Raw genomic sequence first — 15,905 nt, forward strand, 5'->3', positions numbered from 1 at the left:
AGTTTGATAATTTCAAAATGACCACAAAATTACACTATTTTTGGATCTTTTTCAATAGAGCAATGGGGATTAAGCTCATAATAGTAGCCTGAGTAGCAGGAAAGGATGAAAATATTTGAAAGTATAGTGGAGTTGCAAGGCTATTTGGATTTGCAAAGAAGTAAAGGTAAATCGATTGGATTAGTACCTACAATGGGAGCACTACATGCGGGCCACATTCAATTGATAGAAGAATCTGTAGGGAGAAGTGACGTAACGGTTTGCAGCATTTTTGTTAATCCAACTCAATTTAATAACCCAGAGGATTTATTAAAATACCCGAAGCAGTTAGATGAAGACAAGCAAATGTTACTTGATGCTGGCTGTGATGTTTTGTTTGTTCCCTTCGTGCAAGAGATGTATCCCGACAATAATAAATCACTTTCATTTAATTTTGGGTTTTTGGAAACAGTGCTGGAAGGAGCCTTTAGACCAGGCCATTTCTCAGGAGTGGGTATTGTGGTTTCAAAATTATTGAATATTGTTCAGCCTGAATTGGCTTTTTTTGGGCAGAAAGATTTGCAGCAGTTAGCCATTATAAAAAAACTTGTCAACGATTTAAATGTTCGTACTAAAATAATTGCTGTTCCTACTATAAGGGAGTCAAGTGGCTTAGCCATGTCTTCTAGAAATCAAAGATTATCAGAGGAAGAAAAAGAATTGGCCGTGCGATTAAGCCAAACCATGGAAAAAATAAAGCTGCTAATTGACTCTGGAACTTCATTGCTTGAAGCTGTAACAGTCTCAAGGAAAAAGTTACTTCATACAAGAGGTATTCAGTTAGAATATTTGGAAGTCGTTAATTCTGATACGATGGTAGAAGTAAAAGAAATGAGCGAGGCCAAAAATGTTTCAGTTTGCATTGCGGCACACGTAGGAAATGTGCGATTAATTGATAATTTGTATTTAAAACAAAAAGGTTGAAAATATCATCGATCATTAAATATGGTTTGTCCCTGACTCTTGCGGGACTGCTATTTTATTTTGCATTTCGTAACGTCTCCGTAGAGGAGTTTTTAGATAAAATAACAGAAGTAAATTATTGGTGGGTAGTGCTATCGATTGTTTTGTCACTACTAAGTCATTGGTTAAGAGCCTATAGGTGGAATTTGATGCTCATGCCTTTAGGCTATCAGAATCTATCCAATGGAAGGACTTTCCTGGCAGTAATGAGTGGCTACTTAGCTAATTTGGCTTTTCCGAGGCTTGGCGAAGTGACTCGGTGCGGAGTAATGAAAAGGAATGAAAAAATTCCGATGAGTATTTCATTCGGAACAGTCATAACAGAAAGAGCATTAGACTTTCTGATCCTACTATCGCTCATTGTCCTCGATTTTTTTATTGAGTTTGAGCTCGTTTATGATTTCTTTATATCATCAGTGGGTTGGGATACCAATATTGATCACACCACAAATATTGTGATAATTTTATGTTCAATAATTATTTTAGGAGTAGTTGGAATAATAATCTTGAAAAGAATATTGGAGCATGAGTTTGAGAATGCGTTGCTCCAAAAAGCACATCGCATATTGACTGACATAGTCAACGGATTGATGTCTATCCGAAAGGTTAAGAACATTTCTGGGTTTGTATTTGCCACAGTGGGAATTTGGGTGTTTTATTATTTGATGAGCTACGTCATTTTCTTTTCAATATCCGAAACTACTGATTTAGGCTTCGGGGCTGGGCTATCCATATTGGCGGCAGCTGGTGTGGCGATGGCAATGCCTGTTCAAGGTGGAATTGGAGCATATCATACGCTAGTAAGTGGCGTATTGATTATTTATGGGATTGAAGCTACAAGTGGACTGTTTTTTGCTACTTTGCTTCACACTTCTCAATTGATGTCTATTCTGTTATTTGGGGGATTGAGTGCCTTGGGTACAGTTTTTATTGCTCGAATGAGGAAAACAGAAATGGAGATAAAACCGTAGTTGTATTTATAAAATTGAACAATTAAATTTTTAAATAAATGTTAATCATATTTTTAGTCTTTTTTGTGGTTGGGCTTTATGTAAGCAATAGGCTCAAGAGCAAATTTAAAAAGTATTCCCAAATTGGATTGCAGTCAGGTTTGTCTGGTCGTGAGATTGCCGAACTGATGCTTAGGGACAATGGCATTACGGATGTTCAGGTAATCTCGGTAGAAGGACATTTGTCTGATCACTATAATCCTACGAATAAAACGGTGAACCTTAGCCCAGAGGTGTATAGTGGTAGAAGTGCTGCAGCAGCAGCGGTGGCATCGCACGAATGTGGTCATGCAGTACAACATGCTACAGCTTATAGTTTTCTTGAATTCAGATCAGCGATGGTTCCTATCCAAAATCTTAGCTCCCGAATATTAAATTTTATTTTGATAGGAATGTTCTTCTTTGGCTTTGCCATGAAGTCATTTGGCTTGGATACTATTTTTCTGGTGGTTGTAGCGGCTCAGTTTGTGATCACCCTTTTTTCTTTGGTAACACTACCTGTAGAGTTTGATGCGTCAAAACGAGCCTTGGCCTGGATAGATGAACGGGGCATTGTAACGAGCGAAGAACATGGCATGGCTAAAGACGCCTTGCACTGGGCGGCTATGACTTATGTAGTGGCCGCTCTGGCAGCAATAACCCAGTTACTATATTTCGTCATGCTGTTCTTAGGCAGTAGAGATTAAGTAGGGTAGCCGTAGTAAGATATTGTGAAGGATTTGAACAATGTTCAAGTCCTTTTTTTTATATTTGTATGCATACATACTATTTTAATTCAGAATAATATGTTGAAAATGTTGTCATATATTAATTATTAAGAATAATAATTTTTTAAGGCGGTTAATTACAAATTATATTTTGCAACTAAAACAAATCCCGAAATGAATTTCGCATTGACAGAAGAACAGCTAGCCGTTAGAGATGCGGCGAGAGAATTTGCACAGACAGAACTATTGCCAGGTGTAATCGAGCGAGATGAGAATCAACAATTTCCTAAAGAACAAATAAAAAAAATGGGCGAATTGGGATTTATGGGTATGATGGTTGATCCAAAATATAATGGTGGAGGCATGGATACCGTATCGTACGTACTTGCCATGGAAGAAATCTCCAAAGTTGATGCTTCGTGTTCTGTTGTGATGTCAGTAAACAATTCACTTGTGTGTTGGGGATTAGAAAAATTTGGAACGGAAGAGCAAAAGCAAAAGTATTTGACCAAACTAGCTTCGGGTGAAAAAATAGGAGCATTTTGTTTGTCGGAGCCAGAAGCTGGGTCGGATGCAACTTCGCAAAGAACTACTGCAGAAGATAAGGGCGATCACTATTTGCTTAATGGAACCAAAAACTGGATAACTAACGGAAGCAGTGCATCTTTTTATATTGTTATTGCACAAACTGATGTGGATAAAAGACACAAGGGTATCAACGCTTTGATTGTAGAAAAGGGAATGGAAGGATTCACTGTTGGGCCTAAAGAAAATAAATTGGGAATTCGAGGGTCAGACACGCATTCTTTAATGTTTCAAGATGTAAAAGTTCCTAAGGAGAATAGAATTGGGGAAGATGGTTTTGGCTTTTCAATGGCCATGCAAGTGCTTAATGGAGGTAGAATTGGCATAGCTTCGCAAGCGCTTGGTATAGCAAGTGGCGCGATGGAATTGGCCGTGAAATATTCTAAGGAACGTCAATCATTTGGCAAACCAATTTGTCAGCATCAGGGAATTCAGTTCAAATTATCCGAAATGGCTACTAATATCGAAGCGGCCAGATTGCTGTGCTTACAAGCGGCAGCTAAAAAAGACAACAAAGAAGACTTTGTAAAAGAAGCAGCCATGGCAAAATTATTTGCATCTAAAGTAGCCATGGAAACCACCGTTGAGGCCGTTCAGGTACATGGTGGCTATGGTTTTGTGAAAGAATTTCATGTAGAAAGATTGATGCGTGATGCGAAGATTACACAGATATATGAAGGGACTTCTGAGATACAAAAAATAGTAATTGCACGTGAGATATTAAAATAGTCTAAATGCCCTGTGGTATTAATTTATTTATAATCTTTGTATTTATTATACATTATATTAGATTTATACAATAATACCAATGGAAATTAGCTCAAATCGAAGGGCTACTCCGAAATAATTCAATGGAGGACTATAACAAAATTATTGAGTCTCTTTCAGTAAGATTCATCTCAGCTAAGAATATTAATATTTTACAGCCATTAACGGTTGAAAACTATTATGATGTAGAAAATGTGTTCATCTATGTGCACAAGGGAGAGGTGAAATTTGGCAAGGAAAAAGAGGTGGTAAAAGAAAATGAAATACTCTTTGTTCCTGGTGGGAAGATGGTTGGACTGGCCTATGGAAGTGGGCAGTCGGTCAACCTTTCCAATGATGATTTTATTAATAATAAAGAGAAATTTTTTCAGACCAGTGAAAATTTTGTAGCCGCTCCAGAGCACGAAAATATTACCATGATCAATTTCGAAGCGAAAGTTTTTGACACGGTCAATTTCTTTGCTTCATTGGATATTCCTGCTTTCGTTATCAAAGCCAATCACAATCTGATATCACTGGTCAAACTAATTGTATCAGAAATCTATTCTGAAGCCCCAGGAAAAGCCAGAGTGGTCAATCTGGAAACAGATCATTTGGTTGTAGAATTGATAAGGCACATTCTGAATAAAGGGTTGTTTGTAGAACAGTTAGCCACTAACTCGACCTACTTCAAAGACCCGAGGCTTATCGACATATTCTCATTTATCAAAGACAACCTTCAAGAAGATCTTTCTAATAAGGTTTTGGCCAATGTGGCCAATGTTTCTGAGGACTATGTGGGTCAGTATTTTAAAATGCTCACAGGTATCAATCCGCAAGATTACATTGAGTATCAGCGAATGGAAATGGCTGTAAATATGCTTCGAACATCCAAGAAAAGCATTCGTGAAATCGGTAAAGAAGTGGGGTACAAAGACACCGCTTATTTTTGTAGAAGGTTCAAAATGATGTTTGGTATTCCAGCAGGTAAGATGAGAAGAAGAGAGACGCTAATGAACGTCTAAATTCTTATTAATCGAATGTATTCTTTCCGAAACTTGAATTAAAAAATTTTCCTCTTTTTCAATCGCATTTCCTATTACGACCATGTCAGCTCCAGCTTCTAAGGCTTTGTTGACTCTACTAATTGAATTCAACCCGCCCCCTACTACTAATGGGACTTCAATTGATCGTGCAACAGTTGAAATGAGTTTTTGAGGAATGGGCTCTTCTGCTCCACTGCCAGCATCTAAGTAAATGGTGTCCATACCGAGCATTTCCCCTGCCATTGCGGTACAAGCCGCTATAGTAGGTTTATTGGATGGTAGTGGTACAGTGTTGCTCATATAACTAGCAGAAGTAGGAGCGCCAGAATTGACTAACATATAACCCATTGGAATGATTTCCAATTTGCTCTTTTTCAATACAGGAGCAGCCAAAACATGTTGTCCAATCAAAAAATCAGGGTTTCTCCCAGAAATGAGTGAGAGGAGAAAAATGGCATCTGCATTGGAATCAATTTGAATATGATTACCAGGAAAAATGACTATTGGAATTTCACAATTTGATTTTATGATGGATACCACCCTTGAAAAGTTATCATTCGTCATCAAACTCCCACCAACCAAAATATAATCAACCTTATTTTCTACACAGAGATTGATGAGTCGCATGAGCTGACCCAAATCAGTGGCCTTATCAGGGTCGATAAGTACTGCCAGAGACTTGACCTGTTTGATTTTTTTATTTTGAAGTTGATTCAGCAGCTTTTTCATCTTTTGCGTTTTTGCTGTTGAGCTTGGCGAATTTCTCTATGGCTAAAGGTATTAATTTTTGCAAAGCTATGGATATTACTGAGGCTGTTACTGCAGATGGTTTACTAGAAGAGCTTTTGCTTTCTTTTTTTTTGCCTTTTTTCGTAGTTGATTCAGGTGTGGCTAATTTATAGAGAATTGTGACGGCCAACACTCCCGCACCAATGATGGCAAGCGTCTTCAGAGTACTTTCTAATTTGGATTCTACTTCAGTAGCATCGCTTTCTAATTCAGCAACCAACTTTCGTTCTTTGGATAATAACTGCTCCCTTTTTGATGGTATCTCTAGACTGCTACTCTTCATCATCGGGTTTTTCATTTGAAATATTTTCCAACAATTTCGTTTCGAAAAATGCCTTTAATTTTCCTGATTTGAGCAAGAAGAAAACCAATAGTAAAAACAGCAAATAAATACCAGCTACGATTAGGTAGCCAATGGATTCATGTTGAAAAAAAGAATTCAGAAAATGAGCCAGAGCGATACTTAGAAAAGTGACCATTAATCCGGAAATGACTAAAATCACCAAATAAGCAATCATTTGAGCCAACACGTTGGAAAGGTGCTCAGTAAGGTCAAGTTTAAATAGCTCAAACTTGACTCGAATATATTCGGTAAAGGTTTCTTTTAGTTTGCTGATCTTTAATATATCCACTTTCTCTTATATCATTTTGGCTTAAATATAAAGGATATCGCTCATACGACAGATTACTTTATTGAAGATATAAATACAGAAATATCTAATGTCCATACGATTGGCATGATTACATAAACAACTAAGGTAATTAGGAGGATAGATAAGACATTGAGTAAAACGCCCACTTTGATCATGTCTCTCATTTGGATTGTTCCTGCACTAAATGCAATGGCATTGGGAGCAGTAGCTACGGGAAGCATAAAGGCGCAGGAAGCCGCAAGTATCGCGCCTACCATCAAATAATATGGATGTGTATGTATTGACACTGCCAGAGCGGCCAAAATAGGAAGGACCATACTTGCTGTAGCAATATTGGAAGTGATCTCTGTCATGAAGTTCACCGCAGCAACTATTAATAAAATGAGTAGCAATAATTCCAAATTGCCCCATGAATTAAGCAATGTACCAATCCATCCAGCAAGATCAGTTTTGGCTACAGCATTGGCTATGGATAACCCACCACCATATAATACCAATACGCCCCAAGGCACTTTACTCATTAGTTGCCAATTTAGGAGTTTGCCGCCTTCTGTATTAGGAATTAAAAAGAGACATAAACCACCGAATATTCCGATGGTAGTATCATTAAGGCCAGGTATGATAGGGTTGAGGAGATAAGTTCTAGAAAGCCAGCAAAAAGCAGTAAATGAGAAGACAGCTAATACGCGCTTTTCTTCGATACTCATTTTTCCAAGTTCGACTAATCTTTCATTTATTCCAGCGTTTGAAAGATTCATGTCTGGTGAAATTTTGAACGAATATTTAGTAATGACCAGCCAAGAAATTCCAATCATGAGAATAGAAAAGGGGAGTCCAATCATCATCCACTCTAAGAAATTGACCTCAACTCCAAATGTGTCTTTAATTACCCCTGCAAAAACAATGTTTGGGGGCGTTCCAATCAATGTGGCCATGCCTCCAATAGAAGCCGAATAGGCAATGGCTAAGGGTAACGCTTTAGAGAAATTCTTGTTTTCGTCCAAATTAGAAATTACAGAAAGCCCGATGGGTATCATCATAAGAGTGGTTGCGGTGTTCGAGATCCACATCGATAAAAAGCCTGTAGCAATCATAAAGCCCAGAATCAATTGACTTGGATTAGAGCCAAGAAACGAAATAATATTTAAAGCTATTCGCTTGTGAAGATTCCATCTTTCAATGGCAATGGCGATCATAAATCCACCAAGAAAAAGAAAAATGAGTGGGTGAGCATACGGAAATGTTGTGGATTTCATATCTAATGCTCCAGTAAGTGGAAACAGCACCATAGGGAGTAGGGCGGTAGCTTCAATTGGGATAGCTTCTGTCATCCACCAGATACCGACCCACGCGGTAGAGGCCAAGACGGCTCTACCTTCTTGACTTAAGCCATCTAATGGCAAGAAAAGGTAAATCACTAAAAAGGACGCTGGGCCTAATAATTTACCAATAAGATTTCTATTCAAATACATTAAGCATTTAACTCATTGATGGCCAACCAAGCCATAAGTCCAGGGCCATGGGAGAGGGCATCTTCGTCAATATCAAAGGTTGGTGTATGTACACCAGATACGATGCCTTTTGCTTCGTTGCGAGTACCTAATCGATAAAAACATGCATCTACCTCTTGAGAGTAGTAGGAAAAGTCTTCTGCAGCCATCCAAATATCCAAATCAACCACATTTTCTTTTCCCAAATAGGCAATAGCTGCTTGCTTAGCCCTTTCGGTTAATTCCGGTTCGTTTTTCAGAAATGGATAGCCAACTTGTATATTAAAATCACAGGAACCTCCCATGGATTCAGCCATGCCTTCAGCCATTTTTTTCATCTTGATGTGAGCCTCTTTTCGCCAATTTTCATCCAGTGTTCTGAAAGTGCCTTCAATTTTCACTTCATTGGGTATAACATTAGTAGCACCCAACGCCTGAACTTTTCCAAAACTAAGGACACTAGGGATTTTTGGTGCTGCCATTCTGCTTACGACTTGTTGAAGTGCAATAATGATATGAGAGGCAATCACCACTGGATCTATATTGTGCTCTGGCAAAGCACCGTGTCCTCCTTTTCCTGTCACGGTCACATACAACTCATCCGCACTGGCCATATACATTCCTTTTCGGAATCCTACTTTGCCTACAGGTACTAAGGGCATTACATGTTGCCCGATGATTGCATTTGGTCTTGGGTTTTCTAGAATGCCTTCTTTGATCATCAATGAAGCTCCTCCTGGGAATAATTCTTCCCCTGGCTGAAAGATGAACTTAATAGTGCCTTCAAAGTCTTCTTTGACTTGATTTAAAATATTGACAGTCGTTAAAAGAGAAGAAGTGTGAACGTCATGTCCGCAAGCATGCATGACACCTTCATTTTTTGATTTGTAGGGTTTGTCGCTTTCCTCTATGATTGGCAAGGCATCCATGTCAGCTCGTAGTGCAATGACTTTTTTGCTTGGGTTCTTCCCTTCAATGATCGCTTCTATGCCATTACCAGCAATACCTGTCTTCGTTTTTACTCCAATTTTTTTAAGCTGAACAAGTATGTATTTTGCAGTTTCAGTTTCCTGAAAAGACAGCTCAGGATTGGCATGTATGTGATGCCTATTGGCAATCGTTTCTTTGTGAAGAGATTCAGAAAGGGTCTTTATTTTGTCTAGTAGCGCCATGAGTGAATTTTCGGTAATTTAATGAAATTCACCAAGTTGAATAGGCCATGGAAAAGCTGTAGGAATATTTTTTGAATCTCTTTAAATCAGATGGACTTTAGTTGAAGGAATGATAAAAACCTATTCCTCAATTTTGATCTTTACTGGTACCAACACCGCTCTGGAAAAGTACTTTTGTAGCGTTACGAAATCAGTATTGGCTTCTAAACGCGAATAGTACTCACCTACACGAACTTTGTAATTAGGCTGGTCGTAACTGACTCTTGGTCGCTCATCTTCGAGCACTTCATAAGTTTTTACTTTTACCTGATTCGCTTTGTCTCTATTGTTTCCTGAGTAAAGTTGTATCGAATAGCCGTCCACATACTGTATATTTTCTCTAGATTTTTTGATTCTATAAAGTACCGTATCTAGCTCTGCCTTAATATCATTCGTAGGAGTAACATATTCTGCTGTAGAAGAATATGCTTCAGCCTCAGTGGGCTCTTCTCCGATGGCGTCATCTCCCAAAGTATACGAAGGTCTATGCACAGACAAATCTTCCTCATAAACAGCGTTACTTGTGCTTTTAGTAGCCGTGGGCGCACAAAACTGCAACAAGGAAACAATAGTGACTATTGGAAACACGAAGCTTAACTTTGATACAATGGTTTTCAAAATACGAAATTTAAAATAACTGATCTAAAATTTAAGATACAAAGTCGAATCTTAACTTTCAACAATAACACATTTTCCTTGAGCCATATCGGCCTCTACACTCTTGAATTTCACATCTTCTTTCAATGAACCATCAGCATATTGTGCAGTTACTCTATCGTTTCTGCCATATACTTTTTCAGACTTGATCGGAGCAGTTTTTTCTACAGGTGCAGTTCGGTTATTCGCTGCTAGTGCAGATCCACTATCAGCCTTTGACTCATTATAGTTTTGAGCTGATCGTTGCTGACGGGCTTCTTTTACCTCATCCGGCTCTTGAACGGCAATTTCTGCTTTTGTCAAGAAAGAGACGGTATCCTCATTCACCCTTGCCAAAAATTGTTTGAACATCTCGAAAGCCTCAAACTTATAAATCAACAATGGATCTTTTTGCTCATGAACCGCCATTCTTACAGACTGTTTCAAGTCATCCATTTCACGCAAGTGCTCTTTCCAACTTTGGTCAATGATAGCTAAGGCAATCATCTTCTCCATAGCCTTGATCATCTCGCGACCTTCAGTTTCGATTGATTTTTCTAATCCAGCTACAACACCGATTTGCTTCTTCCCATCACTAAATGGAATCTGAATTTCCTTTACGGTAGCACCTCTGGTCAACTGAATATTTTTCAATACCGGCAGTGCTCTTTCACGAACCATTTTGTTTTTCGCTTGGTAAGCTTCCAATGCTTCATGATACAGTTTCTCGCCCAACTGCTCAGAACTTTGACTGGCAAAGCTTTCCTGATCCAGCTTGGAATCCATACCTAAGATTCCCAAACAATTTAGTTTTAAACTATCAAAATCTCCAGATGATTTGGCACTCAAGGCGATATCATCTGCGGTATCATAAAGCATGTTGAGAATATCAAGATCAAGTCTTTCGCCATACAGCGCATTCTTTCTTCTTGCATAAATGACCTCACGTTGTGAGTTCATCACATCATCATACTCAAGCAAGTTCTTTCTTGTAGCGAAGTTGTTTTCTTCTACTTTGGTTTGGGCTCTTTCGATAGACTTGGTAATCATGCTATGCTGGATGACTTCACCTTCTTCTAGACCTAATCTGTCCATAATTCTGGCAATCCTCTCAGATCCAAAAAGTCTCATCAAATTATCTTCCAAACAAACAAAGAATTGAGAAGAACCTACATCACCTTGACGACCAGAACGACCTCTTAGCTGTCTGTCTACTCGACGTGATTCGTGCCTTTCAGTACCAATAATGGCTAAACCACCCGCTTCTTTGGACTCAGGCGTTAGTTTAATATCAGTACCACGACCAGCCATGTTGGTTGCAATGGTCACCGTGCCTGGCTTACCTGCTTCGGCCACTACATCCGCTTCCTTAGCATGTTGCTTCGCATTCAATACCTGATGTTTGATATTCTTCATGGTCAGCATTCTACTGATCAATTCTGAGATTTCCACAGAAGTGGTACCCACCAGTACTGGACGTCCAGCTTTGGTTAATTCCACAATCTCATCCGCTACAGCATTGAATTTTTCACGGATGGTCTTGTAGACCTTATCTTCCATATCCTTTCTTTGGATCGGTCGATTTGTGGGGATTACAATTACGTCGAGCTTATAAATTTCCATAAACTCTCCAGCTTCAGTTTCGGCTGTACCAGTCATACCGGCCAACTTATGGTACATTCTGAAGTAGTTCTGCAAGGTAATAGTCGCGTACGTCTGCGTAGCGTCTTCTACAGTTACGTTTTCTTTAGCTTCAATAGATTGGTGCAAGCCGTCAGAATATCTTCTGCCGTCCATGACACGACCGGTTTGCTCATCTACAATTTTCACCTTGCCATCTACTACAATGTATTCGGTGTCTTTTTCGAATAGGGTATAGGCCTTTAGTAGTTGATTTACAGAATGGATTCTTTGTCCTTTCACAGAATAATCTCGAATCAACTCTTCTTTTTTATGAAGCATGTCGTTTTCACTTAAAGAAGAATCTTGCTCCAATTGAGCGATTTCCATTCCGATATCAGGAAGGATAAAGAAGTTTGGATCTTCGCCTTCGCCTGTAATAAGATCAATACCTTTATCCGTTAATTCGATGCTGTTAGTCTTTTCTTCAATGGTGAAATATAGTGGCTCATCAGCTTCTGGCATCAATTTTTGATTGTCTGCCAAATAAATATTTTCTGTTTTTTGAAGAATTTGACGAATACCAGTTTCACTTAAAAATTTAATCAATGGTTTGTACTTCGGAAGGCCTCTGAATGCTCTAAATAGAGCCAACCCACCTTCTGTATCGTTGCCATCAGCAATTAACTTCTTGGCTTCATTTAAGAACTGAGAAGTAGTTTTTCGTTGAGCGTCTACTAGTTTGCTAATTCTTGGTTTTAATTCATAAAATTCGTGCTCATCTCCTTTTGGAATTGGCCCAGATATGATCAAAGGCGTTCTGGCGTCGTCAATCAGTACGGAATCGACCTCATCGACCATTGCAAAGTGGTGTTTGCCCTGCATCAGCTCATCTGGATGACGAGCCATATTGTCTCTTAAGTAATCAAAACCAAATTCATTGTTGGTACCATAGATAATGTCACTTTCATATGCGGCCTTTCTTTGAGGGGAATTAGGCTGATGCTTATCGATACAGTCTACTTTCAATCCATGAAATTCGAACAAAGGAGCGTTCCATTCGGCATCTCTTTTGGCTAGGTAGTCATTCACTGTAATCACATGGACACCACGACCAGAAAGACCATTCAAAAAGGCCGGTAATGTAGCTACCAAAGTTTTACCCTCACCTGTAGCCATCTCTGCAATTTTGCCCTGGTGAAGAACAACACCTCCAAGTAGCTGGACATCGTAGTGGATCATATTCCAAACCACATCCTGACCGAAAGCTTTCCATTCGTTGTGCCAAGTAGCAGTTTCGCCATTGATTTCAATGTGAGGCTTGTTTGCCGCCAACTGCTTGTCCAGCATGGTGGCCTGTACCGTCAGTTTCTTATTTTCAGTGAGACGACGTGCGGTGTCTTTTACGATAGCAAAAGCTCTGGGAAGAATGTCGAGGAGCTTTTCTTCCAGTTTTTCATCTCTTTGCTTTTCGAGTACGTCGATTTTATTAAAAACGGTTTCTTTTTCAACGATATCTAACTCAGGGTTGTCTTCGATTTGCTGGTGCAAAGCCGACATTTCGTCATCTATTGACTTGAGGTGTACCGCAATTTCTTCTTTGAGTTCTTGAGTTTTGCCTCTCAACTCATCGTCTGAAATTTGGGCTAATTTCTCATATTCACCATTGATCAAATCCACATAAGGCAAAAGCTCCTTTAAATCTCTGTCTGCCTTAGTACCAAATACTTTGGCTATGCCTTTTGTAATAATATTTAACATGAATATTTACGTTTTTAATGAATCGGTAAATTTAATTTCTTTTTTCTTCTAGACGAGAATCTCAAAGGGGTATTAGCAAAAAATGAACCGATAGTTTTTTATATGTCAAACTGACCGATAAAAACTTGTTCGGCTGGTCCGATCAACCAGATGTTTGTGAACGATTTGTCATTTTGTTGCTCGAACCTTACTTCAAGTTTTCCTCCTTTGGCTTCTATAGCGATAGGGCTGTTCAGTCCTTTGTCTGCCGCAGCTAAGGCTGAAGCTGTAATACCAGTGCCACAGGATAAGGTTTCATTTTCTACACCTCGTTCATAAGTTCGTACAAAGATGGTGTTGTTTTCTTTTGTCTCTACAAAATTGACATTGGTTCCACTTGGCTTATAGGAGTCGGCGTATCTAATTGCTGCACCTTGATTATAAACGTCTTGTTCATCAACTTTCTCAACAAATGCTATGTGATGAGGAGAGCCGTTGTTTAAAAAGTAATGTGCATCAAATTTTTCTGGGGTTTGCTGATCGCGCATGTGCAAATGAACAAGCCCATCTTTGAGGTGGGCTTCGTATTCCCCGTCTATGGTTAAAAATTTTGTGTCATTTTCGATGATTTTAAGGAAGTTGGCAAAACTGACCGCGCATCTGCTGCCATTGCCGCAGAGGCTTTGACTTCCATCTGCATTGAAATAGACCATTTCAAAATCAAGTGTGTTGTGATTTTCGATTAATATAAGTCCATCAGCTCCAATGCCAAATTTTCTGTCACACATTTTGGCGACAAGGGAGGTATCATGAGGAAAGATGCCGTCGCGATTGTCAATCATTACGAAATCGTTGCCTGTGCCTTGATATTTGTAAAATGGTATTTTCATGTTATTCTTCTTACGACCCTTGAATCAACGAGATACACAAAACTAGAAACAAAAAAAGTCCCGATCGGTAGATCAGGACTTCTTAAATATTTTGGCAAGCGAATTAAATTAGATTCTTTCTTTAATTCTAGCCGCTTTTCCTTTTCTACCTCTTAGGTAGTACAATTTCGCTCTTCTCACTTTACCTTTTCTCAACACTTCGATTTTCTCGATGTTAGGAGATAGCATTGGGAAAATTCTCTCAACAGCAATGCCGCTTGAGATTTTTCTTACTGTGAAGGTCTCGCCATTAGAGCTAGGGTTTTTGATCTGTAAAACAGTTCCCTGAAACTGCTGAATTCTTTCCTTATTACCCTCTTTGATCTTTACGTGTACATTCACGGTATCACCTGGGTTGAAAGAAGGCATTGCTGCTCTCTTCTCTTTGTATTCGTCTTCGATTAATTTAATTAAGTCGCTCATTTTATTAGCTTTATATGCCCCTCCAAAAATCGGACTGCAAATATAGAAATTTATTTTTTAAATAATTCAAAGGCATTCAAAATAAAATTGAAATTCCTTTGATCAATCTTTAGAACCTGATTTTTTTAATAAATCAGGCCTTTTTGCCTTAGTTCTTTCCACTTGCTTTTCAAATCTCCAAGCTTCTATTTTAGCCTGATGACCTGAAGTCAGCACTTCTGGCACTTTCCAATCGTTGTACTCAGCTGGCCTAGTATAGACAGGTGGTGCGATGAGATCGTCCTGAAATGAATCTGTTAAGGCTGAGGTTTCATCATTCATTACACCTGGCAATAATCTTATGACTGAATCTGCAACAACAGCGGCAGCTAGTTCGCCTCCAGTCAGCACATAATCCCCAATGCTAATCTCTCGTGTGATCAGGTGTTCTCTCACGCGTTCGTCAACTCCTTTATAGTGTCCACACAGTAGAATCATGTTTTCCTTCAGACTGAGTTCGTTTGAAATGCCTTGTGAAAGAGTAGTTCCATCTGGACTCATGTATATCACCTCATCATAATCTCTTTCAGATTTGAGTTTGGCAATACACTTGTCAATGGGTTCTATCATCAGCACCATACCAGCCCCACCTCCAAACGCATAATCGTCAATTTGATTTTGCTTATTAATCGCATAGTCCCTGAGATTGTGCACGTGAATTTGTGCCAATCCTTTATCTCCAGCTCTTTTGAGGATGCTTTGGTCAATCGTACCACTAAACATGGCAGGGACGCATGTAATAATATCAATTCTCATCTTCGAGATATATATCTATTAGTCCGTCTGGAATATCGGCATCAATGCGATTATTATCAATATCTACTTTCTGAATGATTTCATCTTTAATAGGAATTAGAATTTCTTTTTCCTGATGAATAACAGAAATAAGTTCCTGAGGCCCTATTTCAAAAAGCTCTTTGACTTTGCCTATGTAATTACCCTTGTCATATAGATCCATATCCACTAATTGATGTAAATAATAGTCTCCATCTTCAAGTTCGGGAAGAAACGTGAGAGGCAAAAATAGTTTAGAAGCAATCAATTCTTTGGCTTTCTCGATATCATCGACCTCTTCAAACTTAACTATTGTTTTGCTAGGATTGATCTGGAGGTGTTCAATGAAAAATGGAATCAACGAATCGTTCTGTTGAACGAGCATTGATTCCATTTCTTGATATGTTAAAGGATTGTCAACGTCTAGAAAGAGCTGAACTTCTCCTTTTAAGCCGTGGGTCTTGATTACGTGACCAATTTGGTAGCAATCATCAACCGTCATAA

Annotated in this window: 16 protein-coding genes; 5 read left to right on the forward strand and 11 right to left on the reverse strand. The window is 38.9% G+C overall.

Features of this window, described 5'->3' with window-relative positions:
• The first annotated feature begins 105 nt into the window (after positions 1-105).
• From panC to ABJH98_RS16980, 5 genes are all read left to right on the forward strand, one after another.
• Positions 106-963: a pantoate--beta-alanine ligase gene (gene panC, locus ABJH98_RS16960; protein WP_348308923.1), complete on the forward strand. Its 858-nt coding sequence runs from the start codon at positions 106-108 to the stop codon at positions 961-963.
• Positions 960-1,973 (forward strand): lysylphosphatidylglycerol synthase transmembrane domain-containing protein, encoded by a 1,014-nt coding sequence (locus ABJH98_RS16965; protein WP_348308925.1) that lies wholly within the window; start codon positions 960-962, stop codon positions 1,971-1,973. Before panC ends, ABJH98_RS16965 begins: the two co-directional genes overlap by 4 nt.
• A 38-nt stretch (positions 1,974-2,011) precedes the next feature.
• Positions 2,012-2,698 carry a zinc metallopeptidase gene (locus tag ABJH98_RS16970; RefSeq protein WP_348308926.1) on the forward strand — a complete coding sequence of 229 codons (687 nt, stop codon included), beginning with the start codon at positions 2,012-2,014 and terminating at the stop codon, positions 2,696-2,698.
• A 195-nt stretch (positions 2,699-2,893) separates the two neighbouring features.
• Positions 2,894-4,033: an acyl-CoA dehydrogenase gene (locus ABJH98_RS16975; RefSeq protein WP_348308927.1), complete on the forward strand. Its 1,140-nt coding sequence runs from the start codon at positions 2,894-2,896 to the stop codon at positions 4,031-4,033.
• Between the two features lie 122 nt (positions 4,034-4,155).
• Positions 4,156-5,076 (forward strand): AraC family transcriptional regulator, encoded by a 921-nt coding sequence (locus tag ABJH98_RS16980; RefSeq protein WP_348308929.1) that lies wholly within the window; start codon positions 4,156-4,158, stop codon positions 5,074-5,076.
• On the opposite strand, the gene ABJH98_RS16985 is transcribed toward ABJH98_RS16980, so the two are convergent.
• From ABJH98_RS16985 to rimM, 11 genes are all read right to left on the reverse strand, one after another.
• The gene (locus ABJH98_RS16985; RefSeq protein ID WP_348308931.1) at positions 5,062-5,826 is read right to left on the reverse strand and encodes a geranylgeranylglyceryl/heptaprenylglyceryl phosphate synthase; all 765 of its coding nucleotides are present in this window, start codon (positions 5,824-5,826) and stop codon (positions 5,062-5,064) included. The genes ABJH98_RS16980 and ABJH98_RS16985 overlap by 15 nt on opposite strands.
• Positions 5,795-6,172, reverse strand: a complete 378-nt coding sequence (locus tag ABJH98_RS16990) for a hypothetical protein (RefSeq protein WP_348308932.1) — start codon at positions 6,170-6,172, stop codon at positions 5,795-5,797. The genes ABJH98_RS16985 and ABJH98_RS16990 overlap by 32 nt, the downstream gene beginning before the upstream one ends.
• On the reverse strand, positions 6,159-6,518 hold the full coding sequence (locus ABJH98_RS16995; protein WP_348308934.1) for a phage holin family protein: 360 nt from the start codon (positions 6,516-6,518) through the stop codon (positions 6,159-6,161). The genes ABJH98_RS16990 and ABJH98_RS16995 overlap by 14 nt, the downstream gene beginning before the upstream one ends.
• Positions 6,519-6,571: 53 nt before the next feature.
• Positions 6,572-8,005 (reverse strand): SLC13 family permease, encoded by a 1,434-nt coding sequence (locus ABJH98_RS17000; RefSeq protein WP_348308936.1) that lies wholly within the window; start codon positions 8,003-8,005, stop codon positions 6,572-6,574.
• Between the two features lie 5 nt (positions 8,006-8,010).
• Positions 8,011-9,201, reverse strand: coding sequence for a M20 family metallopeptidase (locus tag ABJH98_RS17005; protein WP_348308938.1), 1,191 nt, complete (start codon positions 9,199-9,201; stop codon positions 8,011-8,013).
• A gap of 120 nt (positions 9,202-9,321) precedes the next feature.
• Positions 9,322-9,858 carry an SPOR domain-containing protein gene (locus ABJH98_RS17010; protein WP_348308939.1) on the reverse strand — a complete coding sequence of 179 codons (537 nt, stop codon included), beginning with the start codon at positions 9,856-9,858 and terminating at the stop codon, positions 9,322-9,324.
• 51 nt (positions 9,859-9,909) lie between these two features.
• On the reverse strand, positions 9,910-13,257 hold the full coding sequence (secA, locus tag ABJH98_RS17015; protein ID WP_348308941.1) for a preprotein translocase subunit SecA: 3,348 nt from the start codon (positions 13,255-13,257) through the stop codon (positions 9,910-9,912).
• Positions 13,258-13,355: 98 nt separating this feature from the next.
• On the reverse strand, positions 13,356-14,126 hold the full coding sequence (gene dapF, locus ABJH98_RS17020) for a diaminopimelate epimerase (protein ID WP_348308943.1): 771 nt from the start codon (positions 14,124-14,126) through the stop codon (positions 13,356-13,358).
• Positions 14,127-14,234: 108 nt separating this feature from the next.
• Positions 14,235-14,588: a 50S ribosomal protein L19 gene (gene rplS, locus ABJH98_RS17025; protein WP_348308945.1), complete on the reverse strand. Its 354-nt coding sequence runs from the start codon at positions 14,586-14,588 to the stop codon at positions 14,235-14,237.
• A 102-nt stretch (positions 14,589-14,690) separates the two neighbouring features.
• Positions 14,691-15,383: a tRNA (guanosine(37)-N1)-methyltransferase TrmD gene (gene trmD, locus ABJH98_RS17030; protein ID WP_348308947.1), complete on the reverse strand. Its 693-nt coding sequence runs from the start codon at positions 15,381-15,383 to the stop codon at positions 14,691-14,693.
• Entirely contained in the window at positions 15,373-15,903 is a 531-nt protein-coding gene (rimM, locus tag ABJH98_RS17035) for a ribosome maturation factor RimM (RefSeq protein WP_348308949.1), read from the reverse strand. The genes trmD and rimM overlap by 11 nt, the downstream gene beginning before the upstream one ends.
• Positions 15,904-15,905: the final 2 nt, after the last annotated feature.

It is taken from the genome of Reichenbachiella sp. (genome assembly GCF_039969095.1).
In the GTDB taxonomy this organism is placed as follows: domain Bacteria; phylum Bacteroidota; class Bacteroidia; order Cytophagales; family Cyclobacteriaceae; genus Reichenbachiella.